Below are 19,791 nucleotides of genomic sequence, written 5' to 3' on the forward strand. Positions count from 1 at the left end.
TTTTAGCAATTCCAAATTACTCTTTTTTGTGATGAAAAAGCTAAGATTGCTGTGTACTTTCACTCGCAGCCTGGTTTTTTTATAAACATCAAGTTTACTTTATAGAAGCCGAATCAGGATTTGCCTAAAACAAAAGCTTTATCAGATAGAAGGATAGAACTCAATTCAATTTTAGTAATCGTTGTATTTAAAATAGGCAGCACAGGTGCCTTCGTCAGAAACCATGCAAGCACCAACAGGCTTTTCAGGTGTACAAGTTTTACCAAAAAGCTTGCAATCAGTCGGGATTTTTTGTCCCTTAAGAATTTGACCACACAGACAGCCTTTGGGTTCGGGTTTTTCTGCTATTTCCAGTGGTAATAAGCTTTCTGCTTCAAAGGAATTGTATTCAGGCTTTAATTTTAATCCACTTTTTGGAATGGCACCTAATCCCCTCCAAAATGCTGTGCAGGGTTCAAAAACATCGTTCACCAGATTTTGTGCTTTCAGGTTACCCTCCTGACTAACGGCCCGTGAATATTGAATTTCTACAGAAGGGATGCCGCTTTCTATCTGCTTCACCAACATCCAAATCGATTGAAGAATATCAACTGGCTCAAAACCCGATATCACTACCGAGATATCGTATTGGTTTACCAGTGGTTTATAAATCTTCGATCCGGCAATGGTACTTACATGGCCGGGACCGATATAGGCATCAATGAGTGTACCTTCGTCGATTAATGCTGCCATGGCAGGAGGCATGAGCTTGTGTGCCGATAGAATTAAAAAGTTCTTTAGTTTTATTTTACTGGCTTCTAATACCGCTATTGCGGTAGGTGGAGTAGTGGTTTCAAAACCTATTCCGAGGAAAATAACGGTTTTTTCCGGGTTCTCCTTGGCAATTTTAACTGCATCGAGTGTGGAAACCACAATGCGTACATCGGCTCCGCGGGCTTTCTCCTTTAAAAGGCTGGAAGAGGTACCTGGTACCCGCATCAAGTCGCCATAAGTGGTAATAATAATATCGGGCATAGCGCTGTAAGCTATTGCTTTATCAATAAAACTTCTGCTGGTTACACACACAGGGCAGCCCGGACCAGAGAGTAGTTTTATTGTGGGAGGAAGTAAATTCTGAATGCCATATTTGCGTATGGCCATTGTATGTCCTCCGCATACTTCCATAATGCGTATGCTTTTCTTTGAGGCATAATTAATCTGCGCCACGAGGTTCTGTGCGAGGTCCTTGTCGCGGTATTCATCGAGGTATTTTAGCATGTTGAGGTCAGATTTCGATAAACCGGATCATGTCTTCCGGATTTTCTTCCACCATACTGGTAAGCATGGCCAAGGTTTCCCGGGCAGTTTTGGCATCAATTTTTTCGAGTGCAAATCCGGTATGCACCAACACATAATCACCAATTTCAATGTTTTCGACAAGCTGAAGGCTGACATTTATTATGCTACCTCCAACAGTAGCTTTGGCGTTTGAGCCTTCGATGTTAAGAATCTTTGCAGGTACACTTAAACACATAAGGCAAGTTGTTTTGCGGCTATGGCCATCTGTCCCAGTGCTATACCACCGTCATTGACAGGAATTTGGGCCGATATGTAAGTTTCATAGCCAGTTAGGTGAAGTAAAGCTAATAAATTTTCCGATAAGTATTTGTTCTGAAATGTGCCTCCGCTGAGAATCACTTTGGTGATGCCGGTTTGCTGATGTATTTTTTTTATTGCCTCAAAGGTCACCTGAATGATCGTGTTATGAAATTTGGTGCTGATTACCGAAACAGGTACTTGATTATTCAGATCCTCCAGCATGGCTATAAATGTTTCTTTCCATACTATTTCCGGCTCGCATTTTACCGGATAGCTATCGGTGATTCCTTCAATTGTGCAGTTTTCGAGCATAATGGGTGCCTCCGCATGGTAAGTAGCATGCTTACAGACATCCAATAAGGCAGAAACTGCATCGAAAAGTCGGCCTGCACTGCATGATAAGGGAGTGTTTATCTTCTGTTCGAGGGCCTGAAGGCATAGATTTATTTTTTGCGAGCCTATGGTATGAATAAATCTTGGGGTGGTTGGAATAGATTCTCCAAAGTAGGCATACAGGTAAGCCAGTGCGCTACGCCAGGGTTCTTCGGCCACTTTATCTCCTCCCGGAACAGGGATGTATTCGAAATGGTATTTTCGACTGAAAGAGCTTAGGCTGGCCACCATAATTTCACTGCCCCATGAATGGTTATCAGTGCCATAACCAGTACCATCGTATACTACACCAATTACTTCTTCGTCCAAACCAAATTCAGCCATGGCAGAGGCTATGTGAGCATGATGATGCTGAACCCGTATTACAGGCAATTTGGTGTTTTCTGCAAGCCGTGTGCTCAGGTAATCGGGGTGAAGGTCGCAAACCACAAGCTTAGGTTGAAACTCGAAGAGACTTTTGTAACGGTTCAATGTGGTTTCGAAAAAGTCAAGTGTTTCAAGGTTTCTTAAATCGCCCAGGTGAGGGCTCATTATGGCTTCTCTTCCTTTGCCTATGCAAAAAGCACCGGATAGTTCCGCCCCGGTGGCAAGAATACCTTCTGTTTCAAACAAAAGTTTCAATGGGGTAGGCACATAGCCTCTGGCCCTGCGCAGGATTTGCGTTCTATTGCCTATTAACTGTACCACCGAATCGTCGAGACGATTTACGATAGGCCGGTTATGCGTGAGTACTGCATCTGTTTTAAGGGAAAAAGCATCCAGCGCTTCCAGATTCTCTATAATTATCGGGCAATGCGTGATATTGCCACTTGTCATAACCAGGGCTTGTGTATTAAGGTGTTGAAAAAGCTGATGATGCAGTGGCATGTATGGAAGGAAGATGCCAAGGCTTTTTAATCCGTCGGCAATGCCTGTTACTGCTTTTACATTCGACTTTAAAAGTACGATGGGTCGTTGCCAAGAAAGCAGGGCAGTTTTTTCTTCTTCTGATATTGCTGCAAAATGATTGGCAATTTCTATCGAAGAGACCATCAAAGCAAAAGGTTTACCATCGCGCACTTTTACTTTTCTTAACTTTTCGATGGCCTTGGCATTCAGGGCATCGCAGGCAAGGTGATAACCTCCCAGTCCTTTCATGGCTACAATACCGCCCTGGTCTATCAGTTTAGCAAGTTGCAGGATCAGGTTGGTAAAGTTGTGGTGTGCATTACCTGCCTCATGCAGGCAATAAGTCGGTCCACATGAATTGCATGCCACCGGCTGGGCATGAAACCGACGATTCAGCGGATTGTGATACTCTGCCTTGCAAACAGGGCACATTTCGAAGGTTTTCATGCTTGTGTTATTCCGGTCGTACGGAATTGACTCAACAATCGAAAACCTTGGGCCACAGTTGGTGCAATTTGTAAAGGGATAGTTTAAGCGGTGAGCTTGCAGTTGCATATCGGAAAGGCAATCGGCGCAAACAGCAATATCCGGACTGATTCGGGTGATAGACTTATCTACTTTTTGACTTTCTGCAATGGAAAAATTAAAATAGCTCTGACTCAGGATGGTTTCTTTTTCAACCTTTTCAATCTGAGCTGCTTGTGGAGCTTCTTTTGTAAGCCTATCTATAAACTGCAAGATTCTGGCTTTTTCGCCCTGAAGAGTTATTACAACGCCAGTATTTTGGTTATACACCAGACCATTTAGTTTTAATTCGGAAGCCAGTTTGTAAACAAATGGTCTGAAGCCAACACCCTGAATGAGTCCGTAAACCCGAAGGCGGATTGTTTCTATTTTTGGTTTTTTCAACAAGCGATACTGCTTTTAAACTACGAATATAGCCAAACCCGGATGATTGAAAAACAATGTCCGCAGACCTGTAGTGTCATGCGGACATTGTTTAAGTAGGAATCAAACAGGTTGATTTTCAAATCAGGCTCTTCAGATCGCTATATTTCATTCCAAAGGCATCTGCTACAGCATGGTAGGTGATATGGCCTTTGTAAAGGTTTACTCCTTTGGTAATGGCTTCCGATTTTTTGCAGGCTTCTTCCAGACCATGGTTGGCAATCATAAGCCCGTAAGGCAGAGTAGTACTGGTAAGTGCTTTAGTTGATGTTAAAGCCACAGCGCCTGGCATATTGGCCACTCCATAGTGCACCACATCATCGATTACATAAACCGGATTATCATGGGTGGTGGGTTTAATTGTTTCTACGCATCCACCCTGATCGACAGCTACATCCACAATTACCGAACCTTTCTTCATAAGTTTAAGGTGTTCGCGGCGCACCAAGGTGGGAGCCTTGGCTCCGGCGAGTAGAACCGCACCAATAAGTAAATCACTTTCGCGAAGCACCATTTCGATATTCGCTTCGGTGCTGTAAAGCGTTGTAATTCGCGATCCAAAAATATCATCCAGGTAGGCCAGCCTGTCGGCATTCACATCCAGAATGGTAACGTCGGCACCCATGCCGGTAGCAATTTTGCATGCGTTTGTACCCACCACACCACCACCTATTATTCCTACTTTGCCACGGGATACGCCTGGCACACCTCCCAACAATACACCACGTCCACCGAAGGTTTTTTCGAGGTATTTGGCGCCTTCCTGAGTGGCAAGTCTTCCGGCTATTTCGCTCATGGGCTTTAAACAGGGCAACTGGCCATCTTCGTTTTCGATGGTTTCGTAGGCAACACCTTTAATGCCTTTTTTCATCATGGCTTCGGTAAGTTTCTGGTCGGCTGCCAGGTGAAGGTAAGTGTAGAGTATTTGCCCTTCCCGAAACAAGGGGTATTCCTCTGGAAGTGGCTCTTTTACCTTTACAATCATATCGCATTTGGCAAAAATATCTTCCCGTGCAGCAACCATTTTAGCACCGGCTTTGATGTATTCACTGTCATCAAAGCCAGCTGCAGTACCTGCATTTACCTGAATGAGTATTTCGTGTCCGCGGGAAACGTACGATTTCACATCAGAGGGGGTCATGCCTACTCTGTATTCGTGTGTTTTAATTTCTTTCAAGCAACCTACTTTCATATTATCTTGTTTTTGGTAAATAGTTATATTCGGCTATATGTGTAAATTATTCCCTCCAAATCTTGCTCTAAGCTAATGAAAGATACACCAACGCGAGAATGATATTGGTCAGTGCGCATGGGAGATACAGGTATGATTTTAATCATCGATCTTAGAACTATTGTCTGTGGTTCAAGCATATGTGTTATTTGAAATAATTCTAAATTATCGAAAATATTGTGTATCAAAAGCTAATATCCTATTTTTAGTGTGAAGCAAATAACAACCGCTATCAGCAAGATGTTGTTTGTAAGGCTTCCCCAATAAGGGAATAAGGTTTTCTGACGATTGGTATATTTTAAAATAAACACCTTCAAAAATGAAAAACTTTGCCCAAAAAACCCTTGAAAAGTATAACCACGATAAAACCCGTATGATGGATATCCTGATCGATATCCAGTCGGAGTTTGGTTATATATCGGCCGAGAGTGTATCCCTGATCGCTCATGGGCTCCAGATGTCGGAGGTCGATGTGGAGCAAACCATTTCGTTTTATCACTTCTTCTCGATGAAACCGACAGGAAAATATTCAATTTATTTGAATAATAGTGCTGTGGCCCAAATGATGGGGCGTGAGGAAGTGGCCGAAACTTTTGAAAAGGAGGCTGGAATTCATTTCGGCGAGGTTACTCCTGATGGACTAATTGGTTTGTACGAAACAGCCTGTATTGGAATGAACGACCAGGAACCAGCTGCGCTGATTAACAACCAGGTTTTTACTAAGCTCACTCCTTTTAGGGTGAAAGAATTAATCCGCGATATCAAGGAAAATAAGAATGTAGGTGATATGTATTCTGCCTCCTTTGGCGATGGGGCCAACCGTAACGAGCTGGTTAAAACCGTGGTTAGCAACAATATTCGTAAAATAGGTCCTATACTCGATCCAGAATATAAGGTGGGCGAAGCTATTAAGAAAATCGTTCACATGACGCCCGAAGAAGTCATTCGCGAAATAAAGGATTCCAACATCCGTGGTCGCGGAGGTGCAGGTTTTCCTACCGGATTGAAGTGGGAATTTTGTCGAAATGCCAAGGGTGAGAGTAAATATATATTCTGCAATGCCGATGAGGGCGAGCCGGGAACATTTAAAGACCGTGTCATACTCACCGAGCTGCCGCGGCTTCTCTTCGAAGGTATGGTGATTGCCGGTTATGCGGTGGGTGCTGAGGAGGGGATACTCTATATTCGCTACGAATACAAGTACTTGCAGAATTACCTCGAAGAGATTCTTCAAAATGCCCGAGATAAAAAATACCTGGGGAAAAATATTTTAGGTAAAGAAGGCTTTAATTTTGAGATTCGTATTCAGTTCGGGGCTGGAGCCTATGTATGTGGCGAAGAATCGGCGCTTATTGAATCGGCCGAGGGTAAGCGCGGCGAACCTCGCGACAGGCCTCCTTTTCCTGTCGAAAAAGGTTACCTCGATCAACCTACAGTTGTAAACAATGTGGAAACACTTTGTGCAGCTGTGAAAGTAATTTTAAACGGTGGGGCTTGGTACCGGTCATTCGGAACAGCCCAGTCGACCGGAACAAAGCTTCTGAGTGTATCGGGTGATTGCCGCCACCCGGGGGTGTATGAAGTGCAATGGGGATTTTCGGTGAATGATATTCTCGACATGGTAGGAGCCCCTTTTAAAGGGATTCAGGCTGTGCAGGTAGGAGGCCCATCGGGTGCACTTATTAATCCCGAAGGTTTTTCACGTATTTTGGGTTACGAAGATCTTGCCACCGGAGGTTCACTTATCATCTTCGATAATACTCGCGATTTGTTGATCGATGTTGTGCTTAACTTTACCGAGTTCTTTATCGACGAATCGTGCGGAAGTTGCTCTACTTGCCGTATTCTGCCAACAATATTAAAACATAAACTGGAAAAAATCCTCGATGCACGAGGTGTGATGCAAGATCTGAAAGATATGGAAGAATGGGGCCAGACACTTAAGGCTAGTCGCTGTGGCCTGGGTCAGACTGCCGCTAATCCGATTCTTACTTCTCTTAAAAACTTTAGGCATTTGTTCGAAGAAAAGATTCAGAAATCCAAAGATTTCGATAGCGGATTCGACCTTTCGAAGGCTGTAAAAGAGGCTTGCGAAGTTACCAATCGAGTTTCAAACATTTAAAGCAGGTAGTATGAATCAGATAGTAAGATTTACAATTGATGGCATAGAGTGTATGGCCGAAAAAAATACATACATGATCGAAGCCGCCAGGGAGAATGGTATTTATATTCCTACCCTGTGCAATTACCCTGGAATAAAACCCAAAGGTAGCTGTCGTGTTTGCAGCGTGAAGATAAATGGCCGGATGATGACGGCCTGCACAACGCCTGTAACTGATGGAATGGTAATCGAAAACCATACTCCAGAAATTGATGCCTTACGCAAAGCGATTTTAGAATTATTTTTCGTGGAGGGTAACCATTTCTGTCCGTCCTGTGAAAAAGGAGGTATTTGTGAATTACAAGCACTGGCTTATCGTTATAAAATAATGGTACCTCGTTACCCTTTTGCTTTTCCGCAGCGCGACGTGGATGCCACCAGCCCATTGCTTATAAAGGATCAAAATAGGTGTATCCTCTGTAAACGCTGTATTCGGGCTATTACAGACGAAAAGGGAAGAACCATTTTTGCCTATAAGAAAAGAGGTAGCCGGGTCGAAATAGGTATCGACCCTAAGTTGGGTAAAGAGCTTACTCCCGAAACAGCACAGAAAGCCATGGATGTTTGTCCTGTAGGTGCCTTATTGGTGCGTGAAAAGGGTTTTGATATACCCATAGGTGAGCGCAAGTATGATAAGATGCCTATAGGTTCCGATGTAGAAAAAATCATTTCACACACTTAAAATACGCTTATCATGAGTAAACCAATAGTAGCAACCACATCGCTGGCAGGCTGTTTCGGCTGCCACATGTCATTACTCGATATCGACGAGCGCATTCTTGACCTGATTCAACTGGTTGAATTCGATAAATCGCCTATTGACGATATAAAAAAGTTTTCGCGGCGCTGCGATATTGGCCTGATAGAAGGAGGGTGTTGCAACAGTGAAAATGTGCATGTACTAAAAGATTTCAGGGAAAATTGTAAAATTCTTGTGTCGGTAGGTGAGTGTGCCATTATGGGTGGACTGCCTGCCATGCGCAACGGAATACCCTTGCGTGAATGCCTCGAAGAGGCCTATTTGAATGGAGTTACTGTCAGACAAAGCAACGAGGCCCGCATTATTCCAAACGATGCTGAATTGCCTATTCTTCTCGATAAAGTTTATCCCTGTCATGAGGTAGTAAAAATCGACTATCATTTACCTGGATGCCCCCCACGGGCCGACCTTATTTGGGAAGCACTGATTGCCCTGGTAACAGGCGATGCCATGAAGATGCCTTATGATGTGATTAAGTACGACTAAAAAAAGCCTTAACTATGGGACAAAAAATTACAATAGAACCCGTAACCCGGGTAGAAGGTCACGGAAAAGTGACCATCCATATCGACAACGAAGGGAATGTCAATCAAACCCGCCTGCATATTGTCGAATTCAGGGGTTTTGAACGCTTTGTGCAAGGCAGGCCCTATTGGGAAGCCCCGGTGCTTGTGCAGCGCCTTTGTGGTATTTGTCCTGTTAGCCACCACCTTGCAGCCGCCAAAGCCCTGGATGTTATTGTAGGTGCAGGTACAGGTGAAGGTCTTACCCCCACTGGAGAGAAGATGCGTCGATTGATGCACTATGGTCAGATGTTTCAGTCACATTCCCTGCACTTTTTTCATCTCGCTTCTCCCGATTTGCTCTTTGGCATCGATAGCGACCCAATCACACGAAACGTAATTGGAGTTGCCTTTGCCAATAAAGATTTAGCTGTTCAGGGAGTGATGATGCGAAAATTCGGTCAGGAAATTATCGAAGCTACAGCGGGTAAGAAAATACATGGAACCGGGGCTATTCCCGGAGGCATTAACAAACACCTTACTCAGGCCGATAAAGATAAATTCCTTCATGGTGTAGCACCCATGAATATCGACCATATGATTACCTGGGCACAGGATGCCCTTGAGTTTTTTAAAGACTACCATAAGAAAAACAAAGCTGTCATTGACTTATTTTGCGAATTTCCATCCAGTTACCTAAGTCTTGTGCGTAGGGATGGTGCACTGGATTTGTATCATGGGGTATTAAGGGCTGTAGACAAGGAAGGAAATATTATTCTACACGACATCGATTACCAGGATTATACAAAATACATCGACGAAGAAGTACGCAATTGGAGTTATATGAAGTTTCCCTACCTGAAGGAATTTGGTAAACAGCTTGGCTGGTATACCGTAGGACCGCTTGCACGAATGAATACGGCAGAATTTATCGATACTCCACTGGCACAAAAAGAGTTTCAGTTGTTTAAGGACTACAATGGCGGAAACCCCTGTCATAGGCCTATGCATGCCCATTGGGCAAGGTTGATAGAGATTCTTCATTCTGCAGAGAAAATGAAAGAACTTTTAAATGATGAAGACCTCATGGAAGGAGAACTAGTAGTCAAAGGGAAAAAACGCTCTGAAGGAATAGGTCTCATTGAAGCCCCGCGTGGTACACTTTTCCATCATTATAAAATTAACGAGCATGACCAGATTGAAATGTGTAACCTAATTGTGTCTACTACAAACAACAATCAGCCCATGAACAATGCGGTGAACCAGGTAGCAGTGCGCGAGATGTCCAAAAAACCCGAAATAACAGAGGGAATGATGAATGCCGTAGAGGTAGCCATCAGAGCATACGACCCCTGTTTGAGTTGCGCTACCCATGCACTTGGACAAATGCCACTTGAAATAGCTCTTTACGACAGTAACAATAAGCTGATTCAGAAAAAACGAAACATCTGATAAGCCCTGCATTCAAATCAGTCAAAGCAATAACACACCTTGCTGTTATCGGCTTTGACTGATTTTTTATTTTTAAGGCATGAAGAAAATTCTGGTATATGGATATGGTAACCCGGGTCGTCAGGATGATGGCTTGGGAATATTGTTAGCAGAACACATCGAAGATTGGGCAAAGAAACATCAGTATAATTCGGTATTTACTGATACCAATTATCAGTTGAATATTGAAGACGCCTATGACCTGAACCAATTTGATATTGTTATCTATGCCGATGCCTCGCTTGAAGAGGTAGATCAGTTTAAACTCGAGATTCTCGAACCTAATATGAACGCCGGTTTCAGCATGCATGCCGTATCGCCCGGGTATATTCTTGGCCTCTGTCAAAGCATTTATGAAAGTATACCCAAAGCTTACTTACTTCATATTAAAGGTTATGAATGGGAGTTTATGGCAGGATTAAGCACGCAGGCAAAGGAAAATTTACATAAGGCCTGCCTGTTTATGGAAAAAACAATTTCTGGCTATCTCACAAATTGATGCATCGTTAATAAAGTTTTTCATTTCAAAAAACGGATATTTGTAACTTGCAGCTGAATTGATTATCTTTTGTGAACTAAACCAAACCAAATGCTTTTACCAAACTGGGAAGACAAGACTATACTTATTGTAGAAGATGATGACATTAGTATGGAATTTCTTACCGAATTGCTTGCTTCTTCGAAAGCAAAGATTATTACCGCCCGCGATGGCCGGCAAGCAGTAAACATGTGTTCTGAAATAGAAAACATCGATGTGGTTCTGATGGATGTAAGATTGCCCATGCTGAGCGGAATAGAGGCAATGAACGAAATAAGAATTAAAAAACCTGCATTGCCAATTATTGCGCAAACTGCTTTTGCTATGTCCGATGATAGAGAAAAATATTTGCAATTTGGGTTCGACGATTACATCTCAAAGCCAATTTTAATTGACAAGCTGATAGAAAAAATTAACCAACTGTTTTTAAGTAAATAGTGTAAAAAGGAGAAGAATGAAAAAGCATGTAATACTAATTTTAATGGTAGCATTGTTGGCTATCACCTGTAAAAGAGCTGGTCAAGAGGGCAAGGAAATTGGACTTGACAGCGTTGACCTATCCGATACCAATGCTGTATTCCAGGATTTTGACACCGTGGGAGCAGGGATACCTATATTCTATAACATGTATCTTTCTGTGGAGCTTTCGACTTTATTTGAAACCGCCGGAACGGTTTTTTCGAAAGAGCTTCTTAACTCTCCTGAAAACATTAACGCCTACATGACAAGTTATAAGAAAGCCATGAACCTGGGTGTGTTTGCAGTGGATCTTAGTTATGCCAGGGTGTTTGAACAATTCGAAGTAGCAGGGCGTCATTTCACCGCCATGCAATCTCTTTCCGAACAAATGGGAATACCAGGCAGTTTTTTTGAACAAACCGCCAAGAGGTTCGAAAACAATCTTACCAACAAAGATTCGCTGATCTCTATTGCCAACGAAGTTTACTACGAAACAGAAACCTATCTCAAAGACAATGAACGCTTCGCTACAGCATCTGTCATAATTCTGGGTGGCTGGGTAGAAGCCATCTATATTGGAACCCATGTGGCTATCGAGAGTCGCAATGCCGAGGTAATTGAGCGTCTTATCGACCAGAAGTATTCACTCAACAACCTGCTAATGATGCTCAGCAACTACCGCTCCAACGAAGTAGTGAAAGAATATATTGTGATGCTCGAAGATTTGCACGAAGTTTTTATGGCAATAGAAATAAATGTTACAAGTAATTACAATGCAGAATCAAAGGCAGGAATTGCTCAAATGGATAAATGGATTGTAGAATTGGAAACTCTTCAGAAAAAAATTGGTGATATACGAAAATCTATCATTCAGTAGAGCTGTTTTAAAAAATACGTAATAAAAAAAACAGGAAGAGAAGTCTTCCTGTTTTTTTTATGCATACTCCTGTCAATAATGAAAGGTATTATTTTCCTTCGTTGTTCTTTGCGTGAGTCTGGAGTTAAAGAATGAAGGTCGAGCGTTTATTTTTTCTGCAGCTGAATGGTTTTTGTTGTACTGGCCGACTTCAAAACAACTGCATAATTGCCTTTTTCAAGATCCGTTACGTCCATTTCAATTACCAGGTCAGCAGATGCAAATGACTTAACCATTTTGCCAGTGATATCAAACACTGTTACTAAAATGTTTTCGCCTGATTCGTTGCTAATACTCACCTGATCGCTGGCAGGATTTGGATATAAACTTACTTCACCCGACAAGGGATGAATGAAGTTTTCTTCTTCGGTCGATTTCAAATTTGCTTTTTTCGATGCAGTGACAAAAATTGGGTTTGAATAAAACCACAAATCAGCAAAAGCCTTGGCGCCATCGTTAGCTCCCATAAGTGCATCGGCAAGAGGGTTTCCGTTGGGGTCGGTTTCGTTGGCCACACCTAACTCAAGGTTGGTGCCACGTACTCTATAGTACATATCTTTTTCAACAGGATAAATATTATAAGTAACTTCGTACCAGCCATTGCCCTTATTTTTCCATTGCATACTGGTTAATCCATTGGCATCAGTTACACCACCCACAGCATCAAAGCGTGCAATTACGCTGGTTGTGGCTACTGTGTCTATTGCATATTCCGGACTGGCAGGATCTATTTTTCCTTTTACTTTTCCTGCAATCAGATCGATATGGTGAAGGGTAGGTGTATTATAACTACTGTAAGTGTTGTGGTTAGGTTCACTGGGGTCGTGAACAATGATTACAATTGAAATACTTTCGGCTTTTAAAGCCAGATTCTGGCCCATTTCAGCCTTTTTTTGACCCTCGTAAACAGTAAAACCAAGGTAATCAATCAGGTCGCCATTGGTAATCCAGCTATTGCCTGAACGTAAACCATTGAGCAGATGAGGGTAACTGTTCTTTTTGGTTACATAAGTATATGTTTTTTGGTATTCTCCCTGATAAAAGTCATCGTCGATATCATGGAAGTCTGAGCTGGCGAACAACCAATAGTTGCGTCCTTCGCTTAACATGGCATCCCAGAGGCCACCTACACGTGCTGCAAAATAGCCGCATCCTCCATAGGTGCCACCAAAAGCGCTTGTGCTATATCCTCCGCGACCTGCAGATTTCTGATGTCCGGGCATGCTTTCGAAGCCAAAACACACATCGGGGGCAATGTTATTCATATCCCTGAAATGAGAAATGGTATATTTTCTTTGTCTCTCGGGGTGAGCGGGAATTAACCACGAAGTATAGGTGTGGTTATCCTGCAGCCATTTTGCAGCCTCAAGGGTTTTTTCGTGGTTGCTGGCGGTAGATTTTGTCCATCCCATGGCCAATCCTCCTGTTACATCCCGGTCAGAATTGTCGAACATGTATTCAAATTGTGCCAACGCATCAACATTTTTATTGTTCTTGTTAAATTGTTCGCCAATAATGGCCACGCTGCCATGCTCATGACCTGGAACATTCATTTCATATCCCTGAATAATAAGATTGTTTGGATGCTGCGCCCGTAATCCGTTGCAAAGTGGAAAAGAAAACTGGCTTAGAGATTGCCAGCGCCACATGTTTTGATGGCCACCACTCATCGATACCGTTCCCAGAATGGATATTGTAGTATCCTGATCCCAATAAACAGTAGTATCCAGGTCTGCTCCCGAGTTACGTCCATCGCGGTTAAATCCGCCACCATGCTCACTGTTGGCCCACCAGTCGAGTCCATAGTATTCGCATTTTTCAAATACATGGGGCATTGTCCACGAACCATCGGTAAATGTGGTGTGTTGGTGGAAATCGCCGGCTACGTATCCGGGTTGTGCCTGAACCGATGTGAGTGATAATGCAAACAATACAAAGAATGTATAAATAGATACATTCCATAAGTGTTTGTTAATTAAGTGTAAAGCTTTTGTTTTCATAATATTTTCTAAATAAGGTTTAGTTAACAGCGGCAAGTTAAAGCAGCATTGTGAAGTAAATCTTTGAAAGGAGTTAAGTTTAAAGGAGATTATTATTAAGCTGATGTTAAAATTTCTAACTATCATATATTTAGATAGATAAAGTTGAATGCATCAAGATTATAAAATCAATATTAGCTGCCTGATCCAACTTTTTTTCCTCTCGTTCGTTGAAGCAGATGAATTATTGTTATTTTTGTAACAGAAAATTCTGAGGGTTGGTAACCGACTTCTTACCCGAAGATTTCCTTTTTAGTCTGATCCAAAAGAATTGCTGATGGAAAAGAGATTTGGAGCTGCCGTAATCCTTGTCGAAAACAAAGAACACATCGATGCAATGAACCATTTGCTATCGGTGTATTCCGATTTAATCATTGCACGCCAGGGTCTGCGCGACAAGGGGGTTAGTATCATCACGGTGATACTCGAAGGTACAAGCGACCAGATCAATTCTCTTACCGGTAAATTAGGTCGATTGGAAGGAGTACAGGTAAAGTCGGTTTTAACGACATACAAGTAAGCTTTCATATGATTTTTAAGCCCGAAAAGTACCGCATTCCCGATGTACCGATGCAGCCGTTTATTGATGCAGATGAAATCTGGAGTTTTATTCACGGTGCAAATACCGACAGAGAATACATCCGTTCGGTAATTGCCAAATCGCTTGATAAAGAAAGACTCACTTTGGCTGAAACTGCTTCGCTAATTGCTGCCACCGATCCGGAACTGATTGAAGAAATTAAGGAGGGAGCCCGCCAGTTGAAGGAGCGTGTGTATGGCAACCGCATTGTGCTTTTTGCCCCTTTGTATGTGGGCAGCCTTTGCACAAACGATTGCCAGTATTGCGGCTTCAGGACCTCCAACAAGGCTGCCGAGCGCACTACTTTGTCGACAGAAAAACTGGTGAGTGAGGTGGAAGCCCTTGAAGACACAGGACAGAAAAGGTTGATATTGGTGTTTGGCGAACATCCGAAATACGATGCCCAATTTATTGCCGATGCCGCACAAACAGTGTATAAAGTAAAAAAGGGCAATGGCGAAATACGTCGCGTAAACATCAATGCTGCTCCTCTTGAAATTGAAGGTTTTAAAACAGTGGCAGAAGCCGGTATTGGTACCTACCAGGTTTTCCAGGAGACCTATCACCCCGAAGAATACAAGAAATACCACCTAAGCGGACGCAAAGCCGATTACAATTACCGGCTTACCTCGCTCGACCGTGCACAGGAGGCCGGTTTGGATGATGTGGGCATTGGAGCCCTTTTCGGCCTATACGACTGGCGCTTTGAGGTACTCTCTCTGGTAAGGCATACCAACCACCTCGAAGCTTGTTATAATGTAGGCCCGCATACCATCTCTTTTCCCAGGTTGCAAGAGGCTTCCGACATCAAATTTGAAAAAAAATACCTTGTAAGCGACGAAGAATTTACTCGTCTGATTGCCATTCTTCGATTGGCAGTACCTTACACCGGACTGATACTTACAGCCCGCGAAAATGCTGCTGTGCGTAAGGAAGTAATGCGTTTTGGTGTTTCGCAAATCGATGGAGGTACCCGAATTGAGCTGGGAGCTTATGCCAAAAAGGAAAACGAACAAGATTTGAACAAGGAACAGTTTAAGATTAACGACGACAGGGCACTGAGCGAAGTGATTGAAGAACTGTTAAGCCAGGATTACCTACCCTCATTTTGCACTGCCTGTTATCGCCTTGGTCGAACCGGCGAACACTTTATGGAGTTCTCGGTGCCTGGGTTCATAAAACGCTTTTGTTCGCCCAATGCCATATTAACTCTGGCCGAGTACCTCGAGGATTATGCACCGCTGAATGTCTTTGACAAAGGATGGCAAATGATAGAAAAAAACCTTGAAACACTAGAGGGTCAGGCTAATGTCAAAGAAATTCGTAACAGGCTAGACCGGATCAGGCAAGGCGAACGTGATTTATATTTTTAGTACCTCAGGAATGGATTTAAATACATTACTAAATCAATCAGTTTTTAGCCGCGACGAGCTGGTGTTTTTACTTGGACTGAAAGATCAGGAGAAAACAAAGCTTTTCGAAAGGGCAGCTGCAGTAAAGGAGCAAGAGGTAGGCAATGTCGTTTACTTCAGGGGCTTGATAGAGTTTTCGAATATATGCTCCAAAAATTGTTTCTATTGTGGCATCCGAAACGACAATGAGAATATCAATCGTTTCAACCTTTCGGATGAGAGCATAGTAGAAGCTGCAGATTTTGCCTGGAAAAATAAGTTTGCCAGCCTGGTATTGCAGTCGGGCGAGTTGAGTTCGCCTGCTTTCACAAAGCGAATTACAAATCTGCTCGAAAAAATACATGCTGCTACTCAGGGCGAATTACGGATTACGCTATCGCTTGGCGAGCAAACTCGCGAAACCTATGCAGAGTGGTACCAGGCAGGTGCTCACCGATACTTGTTGCGCATCGAATCGTCGAATCCTGAATTGTATAAAAAAATTCATCCCCAAGACAAAGATCACCGTTTTGAGCCCAGACTGAAAGCACTTGAAGATTTGCGCCTTACAGGTTATCAGGTAGGAACCGGGGTAATGATAGGGCTCCCTTTTCAAACCCTTGACGATTTGGCCGGAGACTTACTTTTTATGCAGAAATTTGGAATCGATATGGTGGGCATGGGCCCTTACCTCGAACATTCTGATACCCCACTTTATCAATACCGCCATCAGCTCTGGAGCCAGGAGGATCGATTTCAGATGGCCTTAAAAATGATAGCCCTGTTACGGCTCATGATGCCTCGTATCAACATTGCTGCTGCAACGGCTTTGCAAGCCATTGATAAACTTGGGCGCGAAAAGGCATTGAAAGTAGGCGCAAACATAATTATGCCAAACATAACTCCGGGAGGCCATCGCGACGATTACCTTTTATACCAGAATAAACCCTGCACCGACGATTCGGCCGACGATTGCAAAAACTGCCTCGAAGTAAGAGTAGCTCTTGCAGGTAATACCATAGGCTACGACAGCTGGGGCGATTCCCTTCATTATTCGAACAGAAATCGTTAGAAACAATTTATTTACGAATTATTATCTTCAACATAGAACAAAAAAATGAAATCAATAGCAAGCATAACCACCAGTACGGTGACACAAGATGTAAAAACCTTTCGCATCGCAGTATTTAGCACCAAAGCCTGGGTGGTAAATTCCTTTAACCTTGTAAACGACCGTTTTAAATACGAAATATCGTATTTCGAATCTCGCATGTATAAAAAAACCATTCCGCTGGCCGAAGGCTTTGATGCGGTTTGTGTGTTTGTAAACGACCAGCTCGATGCTGAGGTGTTGGAAGGTTTGAACAAAATAGGAGTGAAACTCATTGCCCTTCGTTGTGCAGGCTTTAATAATGTTGACATCGAAAAAGCTTATGCCCTGGGCATGGGCGTGGTACGTGTGCCAGCCTATTCGCCTTATGCAGTGGCCGAACATACCCTTGGACTGATTTTATCGCTCAACCGCAAATACCACAAGGCTTACCCAAGAATCCGCGACGGTAACTTCGCACTCGATGGCTTGCTGGGTTTCGACTTACACGGTAAAACTATAGGGTTAATTGGCACTGGCAGAATAGGGCAGGTGTTTAGTCAGATAATTTCCGGATTTGGTTGCCGTATTCTGGCGTATGATAAATTCCCGAATAAGGAAATGATGGAAAAAGGCATAGAATATGTTGAACTGCAGGACCTTTACCGACAAAGCGATATTATTTCGCTTCACTGCCCGCTTACCCACGAAACTTTTCATATGATAAATGAATATGCCATTGCAGCAATGAAAGAAGGGGTGATGATTGTGAATACCAGTCGGGGCCCTCTCGTTGACACCAATGCTGTGATAGAGGGGCTGAAGAAGGGTAAAGTTGGTTACCTCGGCCTTGATGTGTATGAGGAAGAAGAAGAATTGTTTTTTGAAGATTTGTCGGAAGAGGTCATTCAAGACGACCAGTTTGTGCGTTTGCAAACTTTTCCGAATGTGCTCATTACAGCCCATCAGGCATTCTTTACCAAGGAGGCGGTGAACAATATTTCTGAAACTACTTTCGAAAATATGAAGGAGTACCTCGAAAAGAACAGTTCGCCCAACATGGTGCTTCCTAAAGGTAAATAGGCAAGTTTATATATTCCGATAAAAACATCGAATTATTCGAATGGTAAAACTTTTATTTTCATCTCTACCCATTGTGCTGCTGGTATTTTTGATGACCCGCAAAAATAGTATGCCATCGTCGAAAGCACTGCCACTTGTTGCTTTAGTATTGTATTTTATTTTGATGGTTGTTTTTGGCCACGATGCCAATTTGGTACATGCCAATGTGTTGAGTGGCTTGCTGGTAGCCTGGACGCCTATTTTAATTATTGCAGGCGCAGTGTTTTTGTTTCGTACCATGGAGGCAACCGGAAGCCTGACCATCATCAGGCAATGGCTGAATAAACTTACACAGAATAAAGTAGCTCAGCTAATGTTGGTAGGATGGACATTTACCTTTCTTATTGAAGGGGCAAGCGGTTTTGGAACCCCTGCTGCTCTGGCTGCTCCAATTCTTGTAGGTTTAGGTTTTCCGCCTGTGCGCACTGCCATTCTGACTTTGATCATGAACAGCATCTCAGTAACCTTTGGTGCCGTGGGAACTCCCACCTGGTTTGGGTTTTCTGCAATAAACCTGAGCGCTGCAGAAACCCTTGAAATTGGATTTAAATCGGCATTGATCAATTCTGTGGCAGCGCTTGTAATTCCGGCAATTGCATTGCTTTTTGTCGTAAAACCACAATCAGTGCTTCGAAACTGGCTTTTCATTTTGTCGAGTGTTCTTTTTACCATTATACCTTATCTCCTGGTTGCACGGTTTAACTACGAGTTCCCTTCGCTGGTTGGCGGTGCAGTAGGCATGGCTGGCACCGTGTTGCTGGCAAGGTCTGGTTTTGGTTTATCGAAATCGGAGGTCCAATTGCACGAAAAAATCGGCGACAGCCAGCTTCTGCATAACCCTCCGTTAACTACTGAACCTTCTGCGAATCCATCGCCTGGCCAGATTATCAAGGCATCGTTTCCATTGTGGGGTACGCTGCTGCTTTTAATTGTAACCCGTATTCCTCAGCTGGGAATCAGGCAACTTCTGGATGCCACACACCCTGCTTTGTTTTTCAATCTTGGCTCGCTTGGCGATTTACGCGTGAGTGCTTCGTTGGTAGTATCGCTCGAAGGTATTTTCGGAACAGCTGTCGGTTGGACCCATAAGCTTTTGTATGTTCCGTCTTTATTGCCTTTCGGAGTAATTTCAATCATCACTTTTTTAATTTATTCCACCAAACAGAAGGTAGTACAAGATGTTTGGTCCGAAACTCTTTTGCAATTAAAGAAACCTACTTTAGCCTTGATGGGTGCCCTGGTATTTGTGAACCTGATGATGATGGGCGGTGAAACTTCGGCAGTAACTACCATTGGCCGATCGCTGGCTGACCTGACGGGTCAGTCGTGGAAATATTTCGCATCTTTTTTGGGTGCCATTGGCGCTTTTTTCAGTGGTTCCAATACTATTTCGAATCTGACCTTTGGAGGCATTCAAGATTCCATCGCCTTACAGCTTGGGTTGGAACGAACCACTATTTTGGCTCTACAATCGGTTGGAGGAACCATGGGTACTATGGTGAGCATTAACAACATTGTAGCTGTTTCGTCGGTGTTGGCCCTAGGAAATATCGAAGGCCATATTTTAAAAAGAACGGTAAGAGCTATGTTGGTGTTTGGCTTTATAGCTGCACTTATGGCAGTCTTTATCTGAGAGAACCTATACTTTAGCAAAGGAAGCTAAATACTTTGTTTGCTTAGGTGAGTTTCTTATCTTGCAGTGT

At 43.1% G+C, this 19,791-nt stretch carries 17 protein-coding genes; 12 read left to right on the forward strand and 5 right to left on the reverse strand.

The window, feature by feature from the left end:
* Nucleotides 1-171: 171 nt before the first annotated feature.
* From hypD to ald, 4 genes are all read right to left on the reverse strand, one after another.
* Nucleotides 172-1,257, reverse strand: coding sequence for a hydrogenase formation protein HypD (gene hypD / locus IPM71_11345; GenBank protein ID QQS50182.1), 1,086 nt, complete (start codon nt 1,255-1,257; stop codon nt 172-174).
* 7 nt (nt 1,258-1,264) lie between these two features.
* Nucleotides 1,265-1,513, reverse strand: a complete 249-nt coding sequence (locus IPM71_11350) for a HypC/HybG/HupF family hydrogenase formation chaperone (protein ID QQS50183.1) — start codon at nt 1,511-1,513, stop codon at nt 1,265-1,267.
* Complete coding sequence (gene hypF / locus IPM71_11355) at nt 1,504-3,768, reverse strand: carbamoyltransferase HypF (protein QQS50184.1); 2,265 nt, start codon at nt 3,766-3,768, stop codon at nt 1,504-1,506. Before hypF ends, IPM71_11350 begins: the two co-directional genes overlap by 10 nt.
* A 118-nt stretch (nt 3,769-3,886) precedes the next feature.
* On the reverse strand, nt 3,887-4,999 hold the full coding sequence (gene ald / locus IPM71_11360) for an alanine dehydrogenase (protein ID QQS50185.1): 1,113 nt from the start codon (nt 4,997-4,999) through the stop codon (nt 3,887-3,889).
* 358 nt (nt 5,000-5,357) lie between these two features.
* Here ald and IPM71_11365 point away from each other — a divergent pair, with 358 nt between their 5' ends.
* The 7 genes from IPM71_11365 to IPM71_11395 all read left to right on the forward strand — a co-directional run bounded on the left by IPM71_11365 (nt 5,358) and on the right by IPM71_11395 (nt 11,827).
* A complete protein-coding gene (locus IPM71_11365) occupies nt 5,358-7,160 on the forward strand; it encodes an NAD(P)H-dependent oxidoreductase subunit E (GenBank protein ID QQS50186.1) in 1,803 nt (600 codons plus the stop codon).
* Between the two features lie 10 nt (nt 7,161-7,170).
* A complete protein-coding gene (locus tag IPM71_11370; protein QQS50187.1) occupies nt 7,171-7,881 on the forward strand; it encodes a (2Fe-2S)-binding protein in 711 nt (236 codons plus the stop codon).
* A gap of 12 nt (nt 7,882-7,893) precedes the next feature.
* Nucleotides 7,894-8,445 carry an NADP oxidoreductase gene (locus IPM71_11375; protein ID QQS50188.1) on the forward strand — a complete coding sequence of 184 codons (552 nt, stop codon included), beginning with the start codon at nt 7,894-7,896 and terminating at the stop codon, nt 8,443-8,445.
* 14 nt (nt 8,446-8,459) lie between these two features.
* Nucleotides 8,460-9,914 carry a Ni/Fe hydrogenase subunit alpha gene (locus tag IPM71_11380; protein ID QQS50189.1) on the forward strand — a complete coding sequence of 485 codons (1,455 nt, stop codon included), beginning with the start codon at nt 8,460-8,462 and terminating at the stop codon, nt 9,912-9,914.
* Nucleotides 9,915-9,993: 79 nt separating this feature from the next.
* Nucleotides 9,994-10,452 (forward strand): hydrogenase maturation protease, encoded by a 459-nt coding sequence (locus IPM71_11385; GenBank protein QQS50190.1) that lies wholly within the window; start codon nt 9,994-9,996, stop codon nt 10,450-10,452.
* Between the two features lie 90 nt (nt 10,453-10,542).
* Nucleotides 10,543-10,929, forward strand: a complete 387-nt coding sequence (locus tag IPM71_11390) for a response regulator (protein ID QQS50191.1) — start codon at nt 10,543-10,545, stop codon at nt 10,927-10,929.
* Nucleotides 10,930-10,945: 16 nt separating this feature from the next.
* The gene (locus tag IPM71_11395; protein QQS50192.1) at nt 10,946-11,827 is read left to right on the forward strand and encodes a hypothetical protein; all 882 of its coding nucleotides are present in this window, start codon (nt 10,946-10,948) and stop codon (nt 11,825-11,827) included.
* 146 nt (nt 11,828-11,973) lie between these two features.
* Here the strand turns inward: IPM71_11395 and IPM71_11400 are convergent, their stop codons facing one another.
* A complete protein-coding gene (locus IPM71_11400) occupies nt 11,974-13,866 on the reverse strand; it encodes a T9SS type A sorting domain-containing protein (protein ID QQS50193.1) in 1,893 nt (630 codons plus the stop codon).
* A 316-nt stretch (nt 13,867-14,182) separates the two neighbouring features.
* Here IPM71_11400 and IPM71_11405 point away from each other — a divergent pair, with 316 nt between their 5' ends.
* The 5 genes from IPM71_11405 to IPM71_11425 are packed head-to-tail and all read left to right on the forward strand — an operon-like array spanning nt 14,183 to nt 19,721.
* A complete protein-coding gene (locus IPM71_11405; protein QQS50194.1) occupies nt 14,183-14,425 on the forward strand; it encodes a CopG family transcriptional regulator in 243 nt (80 codons plus the stop codon).
* Between the two features lie 8 nt (nt 14,426-14,433).
* Nucleotides 14,434-15,858 (forward strand): [FeFe] hydrogenase H-cluster radical SAM maturase HydG, encoded by a 1,425-nt coding sequence (hydG, locus tag IPM71_11410; GenBank protein ID QQS50195.1) that lies wholly within the window; start codon nt 14,434-14,436, stop codon nt 15,856-15,858.
* A gap of 10 nt (nt 15,859-15,868) precedes the next feature.
* Nucleotides 15,869-16,948, forward strand: a complete 1,080-nt coding sequence (gene hydE / locus IPM71_11415) for a [FeFe] hydrogenase H-cluster radical SAM maturase HydE (protein QQS50196.1) — start codon at nt 15,869-15,871, stop codon at nt 16,946-16,948.
* Nucleotides 16,949-16,993: 45 nt separating this feature from the next.
* Nucleotides 16,994-18,049, forward strand: a complete 1,056-nt coding sequence (locus IPM71_11420; protein QQS50197.1) for a 2-hydroxyacid dehydrogenase — start codon at nt 16,994-16,996, stop codon at nt 18,047-18,049.
* A gap of 40 nt (nt 18,050-18,089) precedes the next feature.
* A complete protein-coding gene (locus IPM71_11425) occupies nt 18,090-19,721 on the forward strand; it encodes an L-lactate permease (protein QQS50198.1) in 1,632 nt (543 codons plus the stop codon).
* Nucleotides 19,722-19,791 lie beyond the last annotated feature (70 nt).

Source organism: Bacteroidota bacterium (genome assembly GCA_016699695.1).
GTDB lineage: Bacteria > Bacteroidota > Bacteroidia > Bacteroidales > UBA10428 > UBA10428.

Excerpts from the sequence above, each read along its gene's own strand:
- IPM71_11390 (QQS50191.1), top strand. The coding sequence starts at position 10,543 with ATGCTTTTACCAAACTGGGAAGACAAGACTATACTTATTGTAGAAGAT.
- IPM71_11365 (QQS50186.1), top strand. The coding sequence starts at position 5,358 with ATGAAAAACTTTGCCCAAAAAACCCTTGAAAAGTATAACCACGATAAA.
- IPM71_11380 (QQS50189.1), top strand. The coding sequence starts at position 8,460 with ATGGGACAAAAAATTACAATAGAACCCGTAACCCGGGTAGAAGGTCAC.
- IPM71_11375 (QQS50188.1), top strand. The coding sequence starts at position 7,894 with ATGAGTAAACCAATAGTAGCAACCACATCGCTGGCAGGCTGTTTCGGC.
- hydE (QQS50196.1), top strand. The coding sequence starts at position 15,869 with ATGGATTTAAATACATTACTAAATCAATCAGTTTTTAGCCGCGACGAG.
- IPM71_11350 (QQS50183.1), bottom strand. The coding sequence starts at position 1,513 with ATGTGTTTAAGTGTACCTGCAAAGATTCTTAACATCGAAGGCTCAAAC.
- IPM71_11405 (QQS50194.1), top strand. The coding sequence starts at position 14,183 with ATGGAAAAGAGATTTGGAGCTGCCGTAATCCTTGTCGAAAACAAAGAA.
- IPM71_11395 (QQS50192.1), top strand. The coding sequence starts at position 10,946 with ATGAAAAAGCATGTAATACTAATTTTAATGGTAGCATTGTTGGCTATC.
- IPM71_11385 (QQS50190.1), top strand. The coding sequence starts at position 9,994 with ATGAAGAAAATTCTGGTATATGGATATGGTAACCCGGGTCGTCAGGAT.
- hypD (QQS50182.1), bottom strand. The coding sequence starts at position 1,257 with ATGCTAAAATACCTCGATGAATACCGCGACAAGGACCTCGCACAGAAC.
- IPM71_11420 (QQS50197.1), top strand. The coding sequence starts at position 16,994 with ATGAAATCAATAGCAAGCATAACCACCAGTACGGTGACACAAGATGTA.
- hydG (QQS50195.1), top strand. The coding sequence starts at position 14,434 with ATGATTTTTAAGCCCGAAAAGTACCGCATTCCCGATGTACCGATGCAG.
- IPM71_11425 (QQS50198.1), top strand. The coding sequence starts at position 18,090 with ATGGTAAAACTTTTATTTTCATCTCTACCCATTGTGCTGCTGGTATTT.
- ald (QQS50185.1), bottom strand. The coding sequence starts at position 4,999 with ATGAAAGTAGGTTGCTTGAAAGAAATTAAAACACACGAATACAGAGTA.
- IPM71_11370 (QQS50187.1), top strand. The coding sequence starts at position 7,171 with ATGAATCAGATAGTAAGATTTACAATTGATGGCATAGAGTGTATGGCC.
- IPM71_11400 (QQS50193.1), bottom strand. The coding sequence starts at position 13,866 with ATGAAAACAAAAGCTTTACACTTAATTAACAAACACTTATGGAATGTA.